At 63.9% G+C, this 16,650-nt stretch carries 15 protein-coding genes; 12 read left to right on the forward strand and 3 right to left on the reverse strand.

The genetic code is table 11. The annotated features are described in order from the left end of the window. Position 1: 1 nt before the first annotated feature. Complete coding sequence (locus MF606_RS02930; protein WP_240232156.1) at positions 2-772, reverse strand: N-formylglutamate amidohydrolase; 771 nt, start codon at positions 770-772, stop codon at positions 2-4. A gap of 102 nt (positions 773-874) precedes the next feature. On the opposite strand from MF606_RS02930, the gene MF606_RS02935 reads away from it, so the two are divergent. Beyond that, on the forward strand, positions 875-1,708 hold the full coding sequence (locus tag MF606_RS02935) for a MurR/RpiR family transcriptional regulator (protein ID WP_240232157.1): 834 nt from the start codon (positions 875-877) through the stop codon (positions 1,706-1,708). Positions 1,709-1,864: 156 nt separating this feature from the next. On the opposite strand, the gene ppk2 is transcribed toward MF606_RS02935, so the two are convergent. Beyond that, positions 1,865-2,722: a polyphosphate kinase 2 gene (gene ppk2, locus MF606_RS02940; RefSeq protein WP_240232158.1), complete on the reverse strand. Its 858-nt coding sequence runs from the start codon at positions 2,720-2,722 to the stop codon at positions 1,865-1,867. Positions 2,723-2,836: 114 nt separating this feature from the next. Between ppk2 and MF606_RS02945 the strand changes: the two genes are divergently transcribed. Continuing rightward, on the forward strand, positions 2,837-4,090 hold the full coding sequence (locus tag MF606_RS02945) for an ATP-binding protein (RefSeq protein ID WP_240232159.1): 1,254 nt from the start codon (positions 2,837-2,839) through the stop codon (positions 4,088-4,090). Positions 4,091-4,270: 180 nt separating this feature from the next. Here the strand turns inward: MF606_RS02945 and MF606_RS02950 are convergent, their stop codons facing one another. Next, on the reverse strand, positions 4,271-4,837 hold the full coding sequence (locus MF606_RS02950; protein WP_240232160.1) for a GcrA family cell cycle regulator: 567 nt from the start codon (positions 4,835-4,837) through the stop codon (positions 4,271-4,273). 370 nt (positions 4,838-5,207) lie between these two features. Here MF606_RS02950 and MF606_RS02955 point away from each other — a divergent pair, with 370 nt between their 5' ends. The 10 genes from MF606_RS02955 to MF606_RS03000 all read left to right on the forward strand — a co-directional run bounded on the left by MF606_RS02955 (position 5,208) and on the right by MF606_RS03000 (position 16,647). Continuing rightward, positions 5,208-6,407, forward strand: coding sequence for an aspartate aminotransferase family protein (locus tag MF606_RS02955; RefSeq protein WP_240232161.1), 1,200 nt, complete (start codon positions 5,208-5,210; stop codon positions 6,405-6,407). A gap of 121 nt (positions 6,408-6,528) precedes the next feature. Next, complete coding sequence (gene argF / locus MF606_RS02960; RefSeq protein WP_240232162.1) at positions 6,529-7,461, forward strand: ornithine carbamoyltransferase; 933 nt, start codon at positions 6,529-6,531, stop codon at positions 7,459-7,461. A 193-nt stretch (positions 7,462-7,654) separates the two neighbouring features. Continuing rightward, positions 7,655-8,656 carry an Hsp33 family molecular chaperone gene (locus tag MF606_RS02965; protein ID WP_240232163.1) on the forward strand — a complete coding sequence of 334 codons (1,002 nt, stop codon included), beginning with the start codon at positions 7,655-7,657 and terminating at the stop codon, positions 8,654-8,656. 277 nt (positions 8,657-8,933) lie between these two features. Continuing rightward, the gene (locus MF606_RS02970) at positions 8,934-10,784 is read left to right on the forward strand and encodes a glycosyltransferase family 2 protein (RefSeq protein WP_240232164.1); all 1,851 of its coding nucleotides are present in this window, start codon (positions 8,934-8,936) and stop codon (positions 10,782-10,784) included. 57 nt (positions 10,785-10,841) lie between these two features. Next, positions 10,842-11,720 carry a siderophore-interacting protein gene (locus MF606_RS02975; protein WP_240232165.1) on the forward strand — a complete coding sequence of 293 codons (879 nt, stop codon included), beginning with the start codon at positions 10,842-10,844 and terminating at the stop codon, positions 11,718-11,720. 18 nt (positions 11,721-11,738) lie between these two features. After that, positions 11,739-12,836, forward strand: a complete 1,098-nt coding sequence (locus MF606_RS02980) for an iron chelate uptake ABC transporter family permease subunit (protein WP_240232166.1) — start codon at positions 11,739-11,741, stop codon at positions 12,834-12,836. After that, positions 12,833-13,903 carry a FecCD family ABC transporter permease gene (locus MF606_RS02985; protein WP_240232167.1) on the forward strand — a complete coding sequence of 357 codons (1,071 nt, stop codon included), beginning with the start codon at positions 12,833-12,835 and terminating at the stop codon, positions 13,901-13,903. The genes MF606_RS02980 and MF606_RS02985 overlap by 4 nt, the downstream gene beginning before the upstream one ends. Before the next feature lie 11 nt (positions 13,904-13,914). Next, complete coding sequence (locus MF606_RS02990; RefSeq protein ID WP_240232168.1) at positions 13,915-14,739, forward strand: ABC transporter ATP-binding protein; 825 nt, start codon at positions 13,915-13,917, stop codon at positions 14,737-14,739. A 19-nt stretch (positions 14,740-14,758) separates the two neighbouring features. After that, a complete protein-coding gene (locus tag MF606_RS02995; RefSeq protein ID WP_240232169.1) occupies positions 14,759-15,727 on the forward strand; it encodes an ABC transporter substrate-binding protein in 969 nt (322 codons plus the stop codon). 14 nt (positions 15,728-15,741) lie between these two features. Further along, positions 15,742-16,647, forward strand: coding sequence for an ABC transporter substrate-binding protein (locus MF606_RS03000; protein WP_240232170.1), 906 nt, complete (start codon positions 15,742-15,744; stop codon positions 16,645-16,647). The last annotated feature ends 3 nt before the right edge of the window (positions 16,648-16,650 follow it).

The following is a 16,650-nucleotide window of genomic DNA, read 5'->3' on the forward strand; positions in this document are numbered from 1 at the left end:
TCTAGACTGCCATTGCCCCTTTGCGCGCCTGCCGCGCCGCGTTGAGGCAACGGGCCAGCCGGTTCGACCATGCGGCCACCCCGGCGGGTTCGAGAATTTCGTCGTTGCGGATTTCGATCATGGTAGCGTCAAGCCCGCGACCATCGCCATGCTTTTCGAGCGTCAGCGTCACGCCATTGAGCGCAGCGTAGGGCTCGTTCCAGCCCAGATTCATCTCCGGGTCTTCGGCGGCGAGTGCATCAAACACGGCCCGGGTGAACCGCTGGTCGACGCCGTGAATCATCCCGATCGGCCAGGGCCGCGCCACACCATGATAGATCGGCGTAAACGAGTGCATGCACACCAGGATTGTCTCCTGTCCGGCCTGACGACGTGCCTCCAGCAGCGTTTCGATCGCGGCGTGATAAGGCCGGTGAAAGCGGTCGATCCGGTATTGGCGCTCCTCGGCGTCAAGACCTTCATTGGCCGCGATCCGGGTGGCCTCCGACAGCGTCCAGATCAGGTCGGGTGCGTTGAGGTCGCGGTTGCAATCGATGATGAGCCGCGAGACCGTCGACTGCACCAGCGGCGCATCGAGCACTTCGGAGAGGTGACGGCTTACCGCGAGTGCGCCGGGGTCCCAGGCGATATGGCTCAGCCGCTCGCTGGCGCTCAGCCCCAGGTCGCCATACTTGGCCGGAATGCGGTTGCTGGCGTGGTCGCAGACGATCACGAAGGGCGAAGCCCCGCGTACATTGCTGACCAGAACCGATTTTTCGCCGCTAACGTCCACTTAGCCCCTACGCATGGTCGATTAACTTCTGTAACAGTAGTTCCACAACTGCAAAAACTGTCAATGCTGAAATCATAAATTCAGAGGAATGTGGAAGACGCGATGGAGGGAAAGTCGGTTGCCGGGCGCATCCATGAGGCCATCCATCGGCTCACGGCCGCCGAGAAACGCGCCGCCCGTGGCCTGCTTGGTTCCTATCCGACGCTGGGCCTGGCGCCTGTCGCCGAGTTCGCGCAACAGTCCGGCGCTAGTTCGGCCACCGTTTTGCGTTTCGTCTCCCAGCTCGGCTACAAATCCTATCCCGATTTCCAGCGTGCCCTGCGCGACGAGCTTGAAGAGCGCTCCAAGTCGCCCCTCCAACGCAGCCAGCACCACGCGGGTGGCGGCGCCGACGAGAATTTTCTCGATCGCTTCGTGACCCAGGCCATCGCCAATCTGCGCGGCTCGGCCGGGCTGATCCCCACCTCCGAATTCGAGGCGGTCTGCGAGCGGCTGGCCGAGGCCAAGGGCAATTGCCATCTGGTCGGCGGGCGCTTCACCGATTTCCTCGCTGGCTATATGGAGGCGCACCTGCGGCTCGTTCGTCAGGGTGTGCGCCGCCTCGACGGCCGGCCGGCCACGCGGGCTGATCAATTGATCGACGTGAAACCGGGCGATCTCGCCATCATCTTCGACGTCCGCCGCTATGACGACAGTCTCGTCGAGGTTGCCGCCGAACTGGCGGCGCGGCGTGCCCAGATCGTCCTCATCACCGACGAATGGATGAGCCCGGTCAGCCGCTTCGCCAAACTGGTCCTCCCCTGCCGCACCGAAACGGACCGCACCTGGGACGCCAATGGATCACTGTTCACGCTGGTGGAGGCGGTGATAGCGCGGACCACGGAACTGAGCTGGGCTACCGCCAGCAAGCGCATGGGGAGTATTGAGCGGGGGTAAGCGCGCCGGGTAGCCCCATCTCTCCCACGCACCGTCGCTTCCCGCGGACTTGATCCGCGGGTCACTCGCCGCTTGCGCCATGTGAGAGAGACCCGTGGATCAAGTCCGCGGGAAGCGATTGTGATCGCGGCAGGGTTCGTTCTTCCTACGGCGCCCTCAATCCGTCTTCTTCATCGCCAGAAAATCCCCAGCGCTCAGCGCGATCTTCGGATCAATGTCCCCGATTGCCTTCTTGTCCTTGCCGGCAAAATCCAGCCGCTCGAGCACGGTCTGGATCACATTGATGCGGCCGCGCCGCTTGTCGTTGGCGCGGATCACCGTCCAGGGCGCATGCGCGCTGTCGGTACGCTTCAGCATTTCGTCGCGAGCCACCGAATACGCGTCCCACTTGCCGAGCGCCTCGATATCGATCGGCGACAGCTTCCACACCTTGAGCGGATCGTGGCGGCGATCATGAAACCGCTTGAGCTGCATCTCCCGGCCGATCGACAGCCAGAACTTGAAGAAGTGGATGCCATCCCGCGTGATCCGCTTCTCGAACTCCGGCGCTTCTTCCAAAAAGTGCTCGGTCTGTTCGGGCGTGCAGAAGCCCATGACCCGCTCAACGCCGGCCCGGTTATACCAGGAACGGTCGAACAGCACGGTCTCGCCCGCGGCCGGTAGCCAATCCACATAGCGCTGGAAATACCACTGCGTGCTTTCCCGGTCGTTCGGCTTGGGCAGCGCCGCGATGAGGTTGTAGCGCGGGTTGAGATTTTCGAGATAGGTCTTGATCGTGCCGCCCTTGCCGGCGGCATCGCGCCCCTCAAACACGATCATCACCCGCTCGCCGCTCTTGGCCAGATGCGCCTGCAGCAGCACGAGCTGCTTTTGCAGCGCATACATCTGTGCTTCATAGATTTCGCTATCGAGCTTATCTTCGTAAGGGTAGCCGCCCGACTCCATGGCGTGCTTCTTGATGGCCTTGGGGAGTTCAGGATTTTCGAGATCAAAGCCGTGAAAGGGATCAGTCACAGGTGTCGCTCCGTTGTCATCTCTACCGTGCTATAGAGGCGCCCCCATGTGCAAGGGGCATGGCAAAGGCCTGATTCTAGAAACAAAATGGACGAACCCAGCTCCCGACAACCTATGCCTCGTCTGAACGTCGTGCTGTCGCGCCTGGTCGCGCAGGCCAGCCTGTTGGCGGGCATAGCCGGCGTGTTCGGCGGCCTGGTGTTGTTTGGTGATCTCGGTATCGTCGCCGCCATTGTCGGCTTTCTGGCGGTGGTGGCCGGCGTCGCCGTGCTGCCGACAGGCGTGGTCACGGTCACCCAGACGGTGGAGACGCCCCGGCTCGTTATCGCAGCGGATACCTCGGTCAATACCTTCGCCGACGCGCTGACCGATCCCTGCCTGGTGCTCGATCGCCGCGGCGTCGTACTGCATGCCAATGCAGCGGCCCGGCGGCAGTTTCCGGCCGTTACCTCGGGCAATCCGCTGACCTTCTCCATGCGCAATCCCGAACTGGTGCAGGCCATCGAAACCGCCAATCGCACCGGCGCCAGCCGCAGCATCGAGCTGCACGAAACCGTGCCGTCCGAGACCTGGGAAAAGGTGGTCGTCGCTCCGCTACAGCGGCCCGGCGTCGATTGGTTCGCCGACGAGGGGCGCCAGCTCATCGTCACCTTCCAGAGCCTGACCGAACTCAAGCGCGTCGACGCGCTGCGCTCCGATTTCATCGCCAATGCCAGCCATGAGCTACGCACGCCGCTCGCCTCGCTGCTCGGCTTCATCGATACCCTGCTTGGCCCGGCGGCAAAGGATGCGGCGGCGCGCGAGAAATTCCTCGGCATCATGCGCGGCCAGGCCGAGCGCATGAGCAAGCTCATCGACGACCTCCTGAGCCTGTCGCGCATTGAAATGCACCAGCATGTGCGCCCCACCGGCACCATCGATCTGGCCGGGCTGCTGCGTGAAGTCCGCGAGGGTCTGATGATGCAGGCCAAGGCGGCCGACGTCGAAATTCGCCTCAGCCTCTTCGAGGGCCCCTCGACCACCACGGGCGACCGCAGTCAGCTCTATGAAGTGTTCGAGAACCTGCTCGACAACGCCATCAAATACGGCGCCGGTGGCAAATTCGTCGAACTGAGCCTGGCGCCGTCCGGCCGCCCCGGCTTCCAGCATCAGGTGACTGTCATCGATCACGGCCCCGGCGTCGAGCCCGAGCACGTGCCGCGCCTCACCGAGCGCTTCTATCGCATCGATGCCGACGCTAGCCGCAAGAAGAAGGGCACCGGCCTCGGCCTCGCCATCGTCAAGCACATCGTCAACCGCCATCGCGGCCAGATGAGCATCAAGAGCAAGCCCGGCGAGGGCATGCGCGTGGACGTGTTTTTGCCTTAGACGGAATCGCGATGCTCCGTCTCGCCGCTGCCAATCGGATTGGCAACAGCACGAACGATTCACAAACTCGATCAAGCCCGACGGTGACGCGCGGTGGGCGACGGGCGATCTGATAGAAGCGACTGTCACGCGAACAAAAAGGGCGCCATCGGCGCCCTCTTTCAGTCCTGCTTGCGACGATTACCGCCGCTTCTTGTCGACCTGATGATAAGCCCGGCGCGAGTGGAACTCGCAATAGGGGCCGGTTTCCAGCGAATGCTGGCCGCAGAAATAGAAGTCCTTGCTGAGCGGATCGCCGATCGGCCACTTGCAGGTATGCTCGTTAAGCTGCAGCAGGTTGAGCCGCTTGTCCTCAGGAATGAACAGCTCTGCTACGGTCGGGGCCACATAGAGCTCGGCTTCCATCTGCGGATCATGCGCCAGCGCGGTCGCGCCGATCGAGCGCGGCTGCGACATGGTCTGGCGCACCTTGGCAGCGCCACCACCCATATTGGACATGCCAGCCGAAGGGCTGGCCACGCGGCGTGGCGCGGGGCGAGCGGCCGGACGGGCGCGCGGCGCTGAATTGGTCGGCTTGGCGCGGGCCGAAAGCTTGAGGCGATGCACCTTGCCGATCACGGCATTGCGGGTCACGCCCTGGCCCAGCTCGCCGGCGATCTGGCTTGCGCTCAGACCTTCCATCCAGAGCTTCTTCAAAGTCTCGACGCGCTCGTCAGTCCAGCCCGCCGATTGTGCTCCTGAATCCATCGTCAAAACAGAATCCTTCATTGCGCTGCCAAATGGCCATGGCAACCATCAAACGCTAGGCGTCGTATGTTGAGTGGGTCCGCCACACGAGATATCGTGTTCCCAATGACGTTGAGTTTACGCCATCGGTGGAATCGGGATCAAGAGTCGGGGGCGACTTTCCCCGTAAATCCACTGGTTAAAATTGCCCTAACAATCCCTGAGTCAAATCAGGGGCTTGGGCCGTGATCATTGACTTATCTGGCAAAATTGGCCTAACTCGGCCACAGAAACGCGCTGCGCAACGAGCGCGTTTTTGGTTTTTGTGGCGCTATTGTCACGCAAGCCGCCTAGCCTCCTCTCAACCCCGAAAATTCAGAAGGAATAATCCATGTCTGCGCTCTACGGCACGTACGCCCGGTCCGACCTCGCTTTCGAGCGGGGCGAGGGCATGCGACTGTACGACCAGCATGGCCGAGATTATCTCGATTTCCATTCCGGCATCGCGGTGAACGCCCTGGGTCACGGCGACCCCCATATCGTTTCGGCGCTGAAATCGGCGGCCGAAAAGGTCTGGCATACGTCCAACGTCTTCACCATTCCCGAGCAGGAAAAGCTCGGCCAGCGGCTGGTCGAGGCCACTTTCGCGGATTCCGTCTTCTTCACCAATTCCGGTGCTGAAGCGCTCGAATGCGCCATCAAGACGGCACGGCACTATTTCTGGGCCAAAGGCGAGACCGATCGCTACGAGATCATCGCCTTCACCGGCTCCTTCCACGGCCGCACCATGGGCACCATCGCCGCCGGTGGTAATCCGAGCTACCTCGAAGGCTTCGGCCCACCCATGCCCGGCTTCAAGCACACCGCCCCAGGCGACCTCGAAGCCGTCAAGGCGCTCGTTGGGCCACAAACCTGCGCCATCCTGATCGAGACGGTGCAGGGCGAAGGCGGCGTCACCGCCATGACCAATGAGTTCATGCAGGGCCTGCGCAAGCTCTGCGACGACAACGGCATGCTGCTCATCCTCGACGAGGTGCAGTGCGGCTATGGCCGGACCGGCCGCTTCTTCGCCTTCGAGTGGAGCGGCATCACGCCCGACATCGTCGCCGTGGCCAAGGCTATTGGTGGCGGCTTCCCGCTCGGCGCGTGCCTTGCCAAGGGCGAGGTTGCGGCCTCGATGGTCCCGGGCACCCACGGCTCCACCTATGGTGGCAATCCCTTGGCAACGGCTGTCGGCAATGCCGTGCTCGATCGCATCCTGGCGCCAGGCTTCATCGATCACGCCAACCAGATGGGCCAGAAGCTTGCCTGGCACCTGCAGCAACTGGCGCAGAAATACCCCGACTACGTGCTCGAACTGCGCGGCAAGGGTCTGCTCGCGGGCATCAAGATTACCCCGCCGGTGCGCGACTTCGTCGCCCGGCTACGTGACGATCACCGCATGCTGGCCATCGGCGCTGGCGACAACGTGCTGCGGCTGCTGCCGCCGCTGATCGTCACCGAAGCCGAGATCGAGGAAGCGGTCGCCAAGATCGGCGCCGCCTTCGATGCCATCGAGGCTGAAACGGCTTCGGTTCCAGCGGTTGGCTGAGATGAAATTGAGCGTTCGCTACTATGGTCGGCGACGACGCGGTCTGTTCCCTCCGCCCCTAGGGGCGGAGGACGAAAGCGCGCGCATTCACTGAACATAGTCCCATAAAGGAACCCGGCCCATGACATCGACCGGCACCCCACGGCATTTTCTTTCTATCGACGACTTCGACTATTCCGAACTTCGCGGCATGCTCAATGCCGCCGGCTCGCTCAAGGCCCGCCTCAAGGCCGGCGATCGGCCCCAGCTCCTCAAGGACAAGGTGCTGGCCATGATCTTCGAGCGGCAGTCCACCCGTACCCGTGTCAGCTTCGACGTCGGCATGCGCCAGCTCGGCGGCGAGACCATCATGTTGTCCGGCCAGGAAATGCAGCTGTCACGCGAGGAGACTCTGGGCGATACCGCCAAGGTGATGAGCCGCTATGTCGATGCCATCATGATCCGCATCCTGAGCCACGCCGATCTGCTCGAACTGGCCGAGGCCGCGACTGTTCCGGTCATCAATGGCCTGACCCGCCGGGCGCACCCCTGCCAGATCATGGCCGACCTCATGACCTTCGAAGAGCACCGCGGCAACATCAAGGGCGCCAAGGTCGCCTGGGTGGGTGACAGCAACAATGTGCTGCACTCCTGGGTCAATGCCGCCGAACTCTTCGAGTGCCAGCTGACCATCGCCACGCCCGAGGAATACAGCCCCGAAAAGGATCTGATGGAGGATATCCGTCGCGCCGGCGCTAATGTGCGCCTGATCGAAGATCCGCGCGAGGCGGTCGAGGGCGCCGATCTCGTCATCACCGATACCTGGGTCTCCATGGGTGACGTGGATATCGCCGAGCGCCGCCGGGTCTTGAAACCCTACCAGGTGAACCCCAATTTGATGGCCTTGGCGGATAAGAACGCCTTGTTCATGCATGACCTGCCCGCCCACCGTGGCGATGAGGTAACCGACGAGGTAATCGACGGTCCGCAATCGGTCGTGTGGGACGAGGCCGAAAACCGCCTCCATGCCCAGAAAGCCATCCTGTGCTGGGCCCTTGGGGTCAACGTGAACTAGGCGCCCACAGCGCCTATGCCAACCGATACGCCCACTGCGTCATTCCCGCGAAAGCGGGAATCTCCCTTGCAGACCAGGGGGATTCCCGCTTTCGCGGAATGACGCAGTGATTTGTACATTGTGTCGGTGGCACGTTTCGCCTTGAGGGGTTAGCCTCAAGAAAGCCAGAAGAATGACGACGGATACGACTGCTATGACCGAGAACCTGATGAGTGCCCTCGGGCTCGACCGGCCGGAAAGCGGCGATGACGCCGTCGTGCCGTTCACGCTGGACAAGCTCGATACCCGCGGCCGCACCGTGCGGCTGGGCGATGCGCTCGACACTATCCTTAGCCGCCACAACTATCCCGCGCCCGTCGCCCGCCTGCTTGGTGAGGCGGTGGTGCTGGCTGCGCTGGTCGGCTCCTCGCTCAAATTCGAGGGTCGCTTCATCATGCAGACCCAGACTGATGGTCCGGTGAACCTGCTGGTTGTCGACTTCGACGCGCCCGATGGGCTGCGCGGTTATGCCCGCTTCGACCACGACGCTTTGGTGAAGGCGGCCGAGGAAGGGCGCACCAAGCCGGGCGAACTGCTCGGCAAGGGACACTTGGCCATGACCATCGACCAGGGCCCCAATACCGAACGCTATCAGGGCATCGTGGCGCTGGACGGCCATTCGCTGGAAGAGGTGGCGCACACTTATTTCATGCAGTCCGAGCAGATCCCGACCCAGGTCCGCCTGGCTGTGGCCGAGTTCACTCGTCGCGGCGACCATCGCCCTCATTGGCGCGCCGGCGGTGTGCTGATCCAGCATTTGCCCGAGCATGGCCTCTCGCACATGGCCGACCTGCCCGGCGACGGCAATTTCGACAATCCTGATATGGTCGACCCCGATTTCGAGGAGGCCAATGGCTGGACCGAAGCCCGAACGCTGCTGGCGACGCTGGACGATCTCGAACTGGCCGATCCGGACCTGACCTCCGAACGCCTGCTGTTCCGGCTCTATCATGAGACCGGAGTACGAGTGTTCACGCCGCTGCCCATGGTGGAGCGCTGCTCCTGCTCGGCTGACCGCATCGAGGCCATGCTGGCCACCAGCTTCACCGCCGAGGACCGCGAAGAAATGGCGGTGGATGGCGAAATCGAAGTGGTCTGCGAGTTCTGCTCCACGGCCTACCATTTCAATCCGCACCAGTTCGACGCCAAGCACTGAACCGGATTGGTTGAAGCGAGCGGCGGCCGCCCTCGGGCGGCCGTTTGCACATCCGCCGTATCGAGCGAGAATCCCCCTTCCACGATCGCTATGAACTGAGCTATCCTGCTGTCAGTTCTAGAATATCGCTTTCGTCGAGGGGCAGCTCGACAGGGGGGCAGCGATGAGAATGAACGGCATCCGCGGGCAGGCGGAGCTTAATCCTTTGATGTTGCTATGTCGCTTCCGATCGCGACGACGAGTGGAGCTCTTTCCGGCCCGGCCTTAGGTGGCCCCGATGTCCGATGCGGTCGATCTGGTCCGCGCGGTTCTCGGCAACGCCTGCGCCGACGCTGCCGCTGCCCGTCGCGTTCTCGACCTTGCGCTTCAACGCGAGGTCGACCCTCTACTCTATTGCGCTGCCACACTTGGCTTGGGTTCTGACCTGGTAATGCAGCGCGCGGCCGCCTGGGCCGGCTACGCCTTCTACGACCGCGTGCCGCAAGGGGTGAAAGGGGAGGTGCAACCGACGACCCTGGAGGCGCTGGCCAGCGTTCGGATGTTTCGTGTCCAACTGCTGGATCGCGAAGTGGCCTTCACCGCACCCGGTTTTTTCGAGGTCATCCGGCTCAAACACAAGCTGGCGTTGACGCCGCGGCTTCGAAACCTTCTGTTTTTTGTACCGGAGCCGGCCTTGCGCGAATATCTGGCCGATGCTGCGGCCCCGGCGCTGATCGATGCGGCGCGGCAGAATCTGGCGCGCCGCTGGCCGTATGCGTCGGCCCATCTCGAACTCACCAAGCTGGCCCGGTACGGCTTTGTGGGCGCCCTTGCTTTGCTGGTATCCGGCCTGCTATCCGCTCCGTTCATCGCGCAAATGTGGCTCTTGCCGGTGGCCTGCCTGATACTGATCGTACCTGCATGCATCCGGCTCGCCGCCATCTTCACCCCGCTTGGTCGCCCATCGGACACGCATCGTCCGCCCGATGAGGAATTGCCCGAATATTCTGTGCTGATTCCGCTCCACAACGAGGTGGCGATGGTGCCGCAGCTGTTTGCTGCAATGCAGGCGCTGGACTATCCAGCCGAACGTCTCGACATCAAATTCGTGGTCGAGGCATGCTCGACCGACACCCTTGCCGCTGTGCGCGCCGGTCTGGGTGATCCGCGCTTTTCGCTGATTGCGGTGCCGGACACCGCGCCGCGCACCAAGCCCAAGGCTCTCGATTTTGCACTGCCGCTCTGCCGTGGCGAGTATGTGGTGGTCTTTGACGCCGAGGACCTGCCAGAACCGGACCAATTGTGGAAGGCTGCCCTGCGCTTTCGCGGCGCGGAGGACGTGGTCTGTCTCCAGGCGCCCTTGGTGATCGACAATGGCAGGCGAAACCCGCTGACGGCTTTGTTTGCCGGAGAATATGCCGGATTGTTTCGGGTCCTGCTTCCGGCTTTGGCGCAGTGGCGTTTGCCCATGCCGCTGGGCGGAACGTCCAACCATTTCCGCATCAAGGCGCTGCGGGAATTGGGCGGGTGGGACGCATACAACGTCACCGAGGACGCCGATTTGGGTGTGCGTCTGGCACGCCGCCGGCTGCGGGTAGAAATGCTGGCTTCGGTAACACGCGAAACGGCGCCCACCCACCTGCTGCCTTGGCTGGGGCAGCGCACGCGCTGGATGAAGGGCTGGATGCAGACCTTTGTCGTGCACAATCGCGATCCCGGCCGGCTGGCCTCGGAGATGGGGTTGCGCGCGATGCTGGTTTTCGAGGCGCTGATGCTTGGTATGATCATCGCGCCGATTCTGCATTGCAGCTTCCTGCTCCTGCTCTCCGTCCGCTGGCTATCGGGCATGGCGATTATGGACAGCGCCATTTGGACCCTGCTCTACCTGGCCATGCTTGGCCTGGGCTATGGCAGCGCATTGGCAATGACCGTGCTCGGCCTGGTGCGGTTGGGCGGTAGGGACCTGCTGTCCTCTCAGCTGCTGTTGCCCGTCTATTGGCTGCTGATCGGCCTTGCGACGATCCGGGCCGCTCACGAACTGCTGACGCGGCCGTTCTATTGGTTCAAGTCGCCGCACAAGCCCTTGTCTGACGCTCCAGGAAGGGCCGCTCGTCAGCCATCGCGCGAGGAGGTGACGCTCAATACTTGACTGGGCAGATCATAATATATAGCACCGCGTGGATTGAAACGGCTGAGGATGACCAAGATGTTCCACCAAGCCACCGTCCTGTCCCGCAGCCATCTGACCCCCGGCATGGTGCGTCTGACCTTTGGCGGCGACGGCCTGGCCGAGTTCAAAACCACCGGCATCGGTGATGAATATCTGCGCCTGTTCTTCCCCAACGAGAAAACCGGCAAGCTGCATTTGCCTGTCATCACCGAGGACGGGCGCTGGACCTATCCCGACGGTCAGGACGCCATCCGCTGCTCGACCTATACCGTCCGCCGCTTCCGCCAGGAATCCGGCGAAGTGGATATCGACTTCGTCGTGCATGATGGTGGGCTGGCCAGCGAGTGGGCCCAGCGCGCCAATCCCGGCGATCGCATCACCATCAACAATCCGCGTGGCCTCTATACCCCGCCCGACGACATCGTCTGGCAATTGCTGGTCGCAGACGCCACCGGCCTGCCGGCGCTGTCACGCCTGCTGGAGCAGACGCCCAGGCACGTGCAGTCGCGGGTGTTTGTCGAGGTAGCCGAGATCGAGCACGAGCAGGTTCTGCCCGCCCATCCCGGCGCTACCGTTACCTGGCTGCACAGATCCGGCAATGGCGTTGCCCCCAGCCGCATGGGCGAGGTGGTTCGCGCCGTACCCCTGCCGGCGACGCCGGGCTATGTCTGGGTCGCTGGGGAGCAGAAGGTGGTGCGGGCCATCCGCAAATTCGTCCGCCAGGAGCTCAAGCTCGCGCCCGAGCGCTACGAACTCGTTGGCTATTGGACTGCCAATGGCGAAGAATGGGACGCCAAGTGGGACGCCCTCGACCCCTCCATCAAGGCCAGGATCGATGCTGCCTGGGATTCCGACCGCGACCGCGAGGAAGTGCGCGACGAGTATGAGCAGACGCTGGAAAAGCTCGGGCTCTAGCGAGAGGAGAACGCACCGATGACCGCCGCAGCGGTTGGCATAAGCCAGAGCCACGAACAGACAGCGGCGACGAGCCAGGATCTGGCCCGGCAGGAAGAGAAGCGCCCCGGCCTGGCCCAGTCCAACGCCGCCCGCTTCGGCTGGCTGCTGCTGGCGCTCGCCGTGCTGCTGGCCGTCGTGGTCGCCAGCATCGCTATCGGCTCCAAGGATATTCCGGTCTCCACCGTCTTCGAAGCCATCTTCGCCTATGATGATAGCGACGATCACGCCATCATCCAGGCCCTGCGCATGCCCCGCACCGTGCTTGGCCTGCTGGTCGGCGTCGCTCTGGGCATGTCCGGCGCATTGATCCAGGCGCTGACCCGCAACCCCCTGGCCGATCCCGGCATATTGGGGGTCAATGCCGGCTCGGCCTTCTTCGTCGTCATCGCCGTCGGCTTTTTCGGCGTCAGCTCGATCCAGGGCTATATCTGGTTCGCCTTTTTCGGTGCCGTTGTCGCCACGCTTGCCGTCTACGCCGTCGGGTCCGTCGGCCGCGCCGGGGCAACCCCCGTGCGCCTCACGCTTGCCGGCGTCGCCATCGGCGCGGTGCTATCAGGCATTTCTTCGGGCATCACCCTGCTCGATCCAACCACCTTCGACCGCCTGCGCCAATGGGGCGCCGGCTCGCTGGTGGCGCCGGGTTACGAAACCATATGGGCCGTCGCCCCCTTCATTGGCATCGGCCTTATCATCGCCCTGGCCATGGCGCGCCCACTTAATGCCGTGGCACTGGGCGACGATCTGGCTTCGGCCCTCGGCGCCAACATCGTCCGCACGCGCGCCTTTGTCGTGGTTGCGACCACTTTGCTGGCCGGCGCTGCGACGGCAGCCGCCGGGCCGATCGGTTTCGTCGGTCTCATGATCCCGCATGTCGCGCGCTGGATCGTCGGGCCGGACCAGCGCTGGATTTTCGTCTTTACTGTGGTGCTGTCGCCGGTGCTGCTGCTCACCGCCGATATCGTCGGCCGCCTGGTCATGCGTCCGGGTGAGCTGCAGGTGGGCATTGTGACCGCCTTTATCGGCGCCCCGGTACTGATCGCATTGGCGCGCCGCCGCCGGGTGAGCGGACTATGAGCCTCATCGAGCAATCCAAGCCCATCGATTTCGGTCGGCCCGTTCGGGCCATCCGCCTGTTTGGCGATGCGCTTTCCCATCGTGTCGATGTCAGAACGGTCACGGTATGCCTGGTTTTGCTTGCCCTCGCGCTCGCCATTGCCTTGATCACTTTGGCCAGCGGCGAGTATCAGGTGCCCTTGCCCGACGTTGTCGGGGCGCTGTTCGGGCAGGCCGAAGGGCGCGTCCACATGGTGGTGGTCGAATGGCGCCTGCCGCGCACGGCGCTGGCGCTGGTCCTGGGCGCAGCGCTGGGCATTGGCGGCGCCATCTTCCAGTCGCTCACTCGCAATCCCCTCGGCAGCCCCGACGTCATCGGCTTCGATGCCGGCGCATATAGCGGTGCGCTCGTCATCATCATTCTGATGCAGGGCGGCTACTATCTGGTGGCCGGTGGTGCACTGCTCGGCGGTTTGCTCACCGCGCTTCTCGTCTGTTTCCTGGCCTATAGCCGTGGCGTGCAGGGCTTCCGCCTCATCATCGTAGGCATCGGCGTTTCCGCCATGCTCAATTCCCTCAATACCTGGATGTTGCTGCGCGCCAAGCTCGAAGTGGCCATGGCTGCCGCCATCTGGGGGGCCGGCTCTCTCAACGGGTTGGGGCTCGATCGGCTGGGGCCCGCCACCTTGGTGTTGGCGGTGCTGATCCCGCTCGCCCTGTTGATGAGCCGGCCCATGGCCCAACTCGAGCTGGGCGACGATGCAGCCCGCGCGCTCGGCGTCAATGCCGAGCGCACGCGATTGGCGCTGCTGGTGCTCGGCGTGGCGCTCACCGCCACGGTTACCGCGACCGCGGGCCCAATCGGTTTCGTCGCGCTTGCCGCGCCGCAACTGGCGCGACGTATCACCGGCTCTGCCGGCGTCGCCATGCTGCCGGCGGCGGCAATGGGCGCTCTGTTGCTGGCCGCAGCCGACTATCTGGCGCAACGCGCTTTCGCGCCGACGCAACTGCCCGTCGGCATCGTCACCGTCAGCCTGGGCGGCGTCTATTTCGTCTGGCTGCTGCTGCGCGAAGCGCGGCGGCAATAATGGATAAGCCCATGAACCGACACGATCCCGCCCTCAGTGCCGGCGAGCCGCGCCTCTTCGCCGAAGGCACCACTATCGGCTACGACAACCGAGTGATCTCCAAAGAGCTCTCGGTCTCCATCCCCGACCGCTCCTTCACCGTCATCGTCGGCGCCAATGCCTGCGGCAAGTCCACCTTGTTGCGTGCCCTGTCGCGCCTGATCAAGCCAAGCGCGGGCAGGGTGGTACTCGACGGGCAGGCCATTGGCTCGTATCCGGCCAAGGAAGTCGCTCGTCGCCTGGGCCTTCTGCCACAAACCTCCATTGCCCCCGAGGGTATTACCGTCGCCGATCTCATCGCGCGTGGCCGCTACCCGCACCAGAAGCTGCTGCGCCAGTGGTCGCGCGAAGACGAGGCAGCCGTAATATCAGCCATGGAGGCGACCAAGGTCACCGAGCTGTCCCATCGCCTTGTCGACGAGCTTTCAGGCGGCCAGCGTCAGCGCGTCTGGGTCGCCATGGTGCTGGCGCAGGAAACCCCGCTTCTGCTGCTCGACGAACCAACCACCTTCCTCGACATCACCCACCAGATCGAGCTGCTCGAACTGCTCGAAGGCCTCAATCGCCGCGACGGCCAGACAATCGTCGCCGTGCTGCATGATCTCAACCACGCCTGCCGCTATGCCAGCCACATCATCGCCATGCGCGACGGCGCCGTCATCGCCGAGGGCCCGCCGCGCGAGATCGTGACGGCCGAGCTGGTCGAAGCAGTGTTTGGCCTGCCCTGCATCATTATCGACGACCCCATCGCCCACACCCCGCTGGTCATTCCGCGCGGATCGACACCCCAGCCCTGAGACGAAGTAGAGGATCACCATGAAGCCGCTGCATCTTGCCATGCTCCTGATCGGGGCAGGTTTTGTCGCGTCGCCAGCAACGGCGCAGAACTTCCCCGTGACCGTCAGCCATATTCACGGAGAGACGGTCATCGAGACGCCGCCGCAACGCATCGTTGCCCTTGGCCTCAACGATCAGGACTTCCTCTATGCCCTGGGCAAGGCGCCGGTCGGCGTTACCGAATGGTGGGGCGAACAGCCTTACGCCACCTGGCCCTGGGCCGAGGATGAGCGGGCCGCGCTCGGCGCGACGCCATCGGTCGGCCCGCGCGAGCTCGACTATGAATGGGTGCTCAACCAGGACCCCGATCTGATCGTCGCCATCTTCGCCGACATCAGCGACGAGGCCTATGACCGGCTGTCGCAGATCGCGCCTGTCGTCACCCAGCCGGCCGAGTTTCCGCTCTGGGGCACGCCATGGCAGGACCAGCTTCGTCAGATCGACCGCGCCACTTCCGGTGGCACCGACAAGGCCGAGGCGGTCATCGCCGACGTCGAGGCCAATACCGCCGCAATCGCCGCTGCCCACCCCGAATTCGCTGGCAAGAGAGCGACCATGGCGGCGTTGCGCGATGGCCAGATCGCGCTCTGGAGTTCGGAACTGCCGACATCGCGCTTCCTGGCCGGGCTCGGCTTCAGCTTCCCCGCCGAACTCGATGCTCTCGCCGATGACTCCGGCTGGATCTATCTCAGCCTCGAACAGTTCAAGCTGGCCGATCTCGATGTGGTCATCTGGCCGGAAGGCGCGCGCGAAGAGATCGAGGCCTTGCCGATCTACCAGACGCTGCGCATGGCCAAGGAAGGGCGCTCGGTATGGCCCGATCCGGGAGGCCCCTTGGCTGCGGCGCTCTGGTTCCAGACCCCGCTGTCCATCGACTACGTCACCGGCCGCTTCGCGCCCTTGCTCGCAACCGCCCTCGACGGCGATCCGGCAACCACCTCGGACTGACAGGGACACGCCTCATGCCCATCAAGCTCTCGCGACGCGCCTTGGGCGCCGGTGCTGCCGGCCTCGCCTTGACCGGCCTGCTGCCAAAGGCTGCCCTCGCCCAGGAGATGCACAGCATCACCACCTCACTGGGCAGCTACGACATTCCGGTCGATCCACAGCGCGTCATCGCCGTCGACAGCCGTCTCGACCTAGAGCCGGCTTTGGCGCTCGGCCTGCCGGTGATCGGCCACGCCTATGGCGCGCCGGAGCAGTGGGTGCCGGTGCCCGAAGGCCTGGCTTTTGTCGGCGAGATGCCCGATCTCGAAAAGGTCCTTACGCTCGATCCGGACCTGATCATCTGCACCGATGTCGGCGATCCCGACAGCGACTATTGGCCGATTGGCCGGCTCAAGGATATCGCTCCGGTGCTGCCACCCGACTACAAATGGCCATGGAAGGATATCCTTGCCCGCCTTGGCACCTGGACCGGCCGCGATGGCGCCGCCGACAATGTCCTGGCCGAATACGACGCGCTGATCGCCGATATCAAGCACCGCCGCGCCGACCAGATCGCGTCCCGGTCAATCGCCGTCGTGCAGCCCTGGACCGACGGCACCATCTACCTGCAGGCCGACATGAGCCTGCTGCAACCGCAGGTCATGGCCGATCTCGGGGCCAAGACCATTCCGGCAGTCGAGGGCAACGTAGTCAGTCCCGAGAAGTTCGGCGACATCCTGGGCGCCGTCGACGGCATCCTGCTGGTTCTTCATGCCGAAGACGGGCTCGACCGCGCAGCCAGCCAGGCAACCTGGCCACGCCTGCCGGCCGTCGCCGCAGGCAAGGTGCTGGGCCGCGTCGGCAACACCAATTTCGGTGGCGTCTACACCGCCATGCACATCGCCCGCCTGCTCGACGAATTGTACGGCATGCTCGCCTGAGCA

This window comes from Devosia lacusdianchii (genome assembly GCF_022429625.1).
In the GTDB taxonomy this organism is placed as follows: Bacteria; Pseudomonadota; Alphaproteobacteria; order Rhizobiales; family Devosiaceae; genus Devosia; species Devosia lacusdianchii.